Source organism: Gaiella occulta, from assembly GCF_003351045.1.
Taxonomy (GTDB): domain Bacteria; phylum Actinomycetota; class Thermoleophilia; order Gaiellales; family Gaiellaceae; genus Gaiella; species Gaiella occulta.
Genome location: NZ_QQZY01000019.1, coordinates 1 through 3,285, shown reverse-complemented (window position 1 = coordinate 3,285; position 3,285 = coordinate 1). Strand labels below are relative to the sequence as shown.

Below are 3,285 nucleotides of genomic sequence, written 5' to 3'. Positions count from 1 at the left end.
GCGCGCAACGTGAAGCACTGGCAGCGAGGTGACATGCGGCTCCGCAGGGCAGCCGCCGGCATGCTCGCCGCCTCCACCCAGTTCCGTCGCGTCAAGGGCTATCGGCAACTCCCCGCTCTCGCCGCCGCGCTCAAACGCGAGATCACTCCGACCGAGGAGGTCGCTATCGTCGAGGCCGCGTAACAGTCAGGGACCGCCGCCGAACTTCCACGGCGCATGAGTCATCCTCAGCAGCTCTGCGGCTTCCAGCTGCTCGAGTCCGCTGTGAAAACGCGCCCGGCCGATCAGGGTGTCTCTACGAAGTGCGCGCGCCATCTCGAGCGGTAAGCGTAAAGCGCATCAGCCTGTAGTCGCCTGAGCGTTGCCGCCGGTTGACTGCCGCATCCGCGCGTCGCGCGACCGAGAGGTTGCGTTTTGTCAAACCCGTGAACAGACTGCGCGTGCCGTGGCACCTACTCAGCCCACCGTCTGGAAGATGGAACCGCACACCGCGGCCAAGCACCGCATCCTCCAGAACTATCTCTACGCCTGGCTTCCGATCATGTCGAAGTACAACGGTCGGCTCGTCTACGTGGACGGGTTCGCCGGGCCGGGCGTCTACGAGGACGGCGAGCCGGGGTCGCCGATCATCGCCTTGAACGCCTACCTCGATCACGCGTATCGCGAACGGATCGACGCGGAGCTCGTGTACGTCTTCATCGAGGAGGAGCGCGCGCGCGTCAAACGGCTGAAGAAGGAGATCGCCGCGCTTGGTGCGCTCCCGAAGAACGTCGTCGTCGAGGTGATCGAAGGAAGCTTCCAGGATCGCTTTGCCGAAGTTCTCGACGATGTGGAGACGCGAGGGGCGGCGCTCGCTCCGACGTTCGCGTTCATCGACCCTTTCGGCTACTCCGACGCACCTATGGATCTGTCCGGTCGCTTTCTGCAGTTCGACCGTTGCGAAGTGCTGGTCTACGTGCCGCTAAGACACGTAAACCGGTTCGTTGGTCGCGCCGGCCAAGAGAACGCGATGAACACGCTGTTCGGCACAGACGAATGGGAGAAGGCCAGAGAGCTGAACGGCGATGCAAGGCTCCGCTTCCTCCACGACCTCTTTGCGAAGCAGCTCGAGAACGAGTGTGGGCTGACGTACGTCCGCTCGTTCGAGATCGTCAGCTCCGCTAACCCGGCGTCGGGCTACACGCTCTTCTTCGGCACAAAGCACCAGCTTGGTCTGCGCCGGATGAAGGAGTCGATGTGGGACATCGACCGCGTGGAAGGACAGCGCTACAAGGACACAACATCCTCCGGCATGCAGCCACTGTTCGAGGATGAAGTTGACACCACACCACTGCGCGACGCGCTGATCGCCCACTTCGGCAAGAAAAAGTTCACCATCGAGGATGCGCTCGAGTTCACGTTGGTGGACACGCCGTACCTGCCGTCGCATGTCAAGAAGCGGACGTTGAAGCCGCTTGAGCTCGACGGCAAGCTCCAGGTGCTCACCGAGCGGAGAGGGAAGGGAACCTACCCCGACGGGGCGAAGATGCGCTTCACCCTGTAGCAGCGCGAGGCATTTCGTCAAAGATGCGGCCGTCCAGTTCGCGGCCGCCGGCCTTGGCCGTGCGCCCTCCCCACTGCTTGAAGAAGAACGCGACGCCTGCGTCCCGGCACCCATCACGCAGCTCGCGCACCCAGCGGACGTCCACCGGTCGTGAGCGCGCTCCGGATTCACCGCCCGCGATCAGCCAGTCGATCCCAGTTAGATCGAGTGGCCGCCGGTTCGTCCCCGACGCGTACAAGCTGCCGAGCAAGGGCTCCGCTGAGATGAAGTGAACGGTCGCCGGGATCGTCCGAAGTACGTCGGCGCGAAACGTGTAGCGACTGTTTTCGATCGAGACGCCGAGCCACACGTTGGCGCCGAGCGAGCCGTGTTCGGCGAGATAGTGGGTCGCCCACTTGCTAGCGATCTCTGGCCGCTTGGTCAGCACCTGGAACGTGTGATGAGACGCCTCGGTCATCACGTTCCAGACGCGGTCGACGAACTCGAACGGCACCTCCTCGTGAAAGAGGTCGCTCATCGAGTTCACGAACACGAGGCGGGGACGACGCCACCGAAGCGGCTGGTCGATCCTGCCCTCGTGGAGCCGAACATTCTCCTTCGCGTTCTCAGGCGTCCAAGGCTTCAGCGAATGCCGAAAACGAAGGCTGATCGTCTCCGCATAACAGTGCGCACAGCCGGGAGAGACCTTGCTACACCCGGAGACCGGGTTCCAGGTCGCCTCGGTCCACTCGATAGCTGACCGGTCGGCCATGACTTCAGCGTACCGCGCTAGGCGGCCGAGGTCCAGGGTCCGGCTCGGCGTGGTCGGCCACGGCTTGCGATGCTCAGTCGTACTGCCTTGCCAACCCGCGGAGAGTCGAAGTCCGAGGCCGTTTCTAAGCTTGACTTCTCTCAAGACGAGGTTGACCCAGGCGTCGTAGAAATTGGTTGGCGGTCCTCCGCCTCGTCCGTGCCGTGGGGCACGCTCGGGGTTCTCACACCATCGAGTTGAGAAGGAGGACCACCAATGAAGGAAGCGTCGCACACGAAGATGTCGAGGACGAGCGGGCTGCGGCTGCTGCCCGGGATCGGGCTGGTCGATCTGGCCGACCGGTCGTTGTCGGAGCGGCTGGCGGGGAAGGTGAGCGGGCAGCTGGAGCTGTTCGCGGCGGAGATGCGTCAGGGGCTGTTGGCGGCGTCGGTGGCGATCGGCCTGGAGGTGATGGGCGAGCTCGTCGACGCCGAGGTGACCGAGGTGGCGGGGTCCAAGGGTCGGCACGATCCGGGCCGCGTCGCCTACCGGCACGGCGTCGAGGACGGCAGGGTGACGTTGGGCAGGCGGCGGGTCCCGGTGCGCCGGCCGCGGGTGCGGACGGTCGCCGGCCCTGATGGCCAGGAGAGCGAGGTGCGCTTGCAGTCGTACGACACGTTCGCGTCGGTCGACCTGCTGGCCGACCACATGGTCGCCTCGATGCTGGCCGGGCTGTCGGGGCGCCGCTACCGGACCGCGCTCGAGCCGGTCGGTGAGGCGGTGGAGTCGACCGCGTCGGGGACGTCGCAGAGCTCGGTGAGCCGCGGGTTCATCAGCGCGACCGCCGAGCGGCTCGCCGAGTTTCGCTCCCGCCCGCTCGACGACCAGCGCTGGCTGATCGTGTTCGTCGACGGCTTCGACTTCGCCGGGCACACGATGGTTGGTGCGCTCGGTGTCACCGCGGACGGGACGAAGGTGCCGCTCGGGGTGGTCGAGGGGTCAACCGAGAACG

General features: G+C 65.3%; 3 protein-coding genes and 1 pseudogene. 3 read left to right on the top strand and 1 reads right to left on the bottom strand.

The features are described from left to right. Nucleotides 1–183, top strand: a pseudogene (locus tag Gocc_RS16465) (IS256 family transposase); the annotation flags it as partial. A gap of 292 nt (nt 184–475) precedes the next feature. Continuing rightward, on the top strand, nt 476–1,543 hold the full coding sequence (locus tag Gocc_RS15495) for a three-Cys-motif partner protein TcmP (RefSeq protein ID WP_114797483.1): 1,068 nt from the start codon (nt 476–478) through the stop codon (nt 1,541–1,543). Here the strand turns inward: Gocc_RS15495 and Gocc_RS15490 are convergent. Beyond that, on the bottom strand, nt 1,533–2,294 hold the full coding sequence (locus Gocc_RS15490) for a DUF5131 family protein (RefSeq protein WP_114797482.1): 762 nt from the start codon (nt 2,292–2,294) through the stop codon (nt 1,533–1,535). The genes Gocc_RS15495 and Gocc_RS15490 overlap by 11 nt on opposite strands. Before the next feature lie 255 nt (nt 2,295–2,549). On the opposite strand from Gocc_RS15490, the gene Gocc_RS15485 reads away from it, so the two are divergent. Continuing rightward, a partial coding sequence (locus Gocc_RS15485; RefSeq protein WP_181813750.1) for a transposase occupies nt 2,550–3,285 on the top strand: 736 nt, incomplete at its 3' end.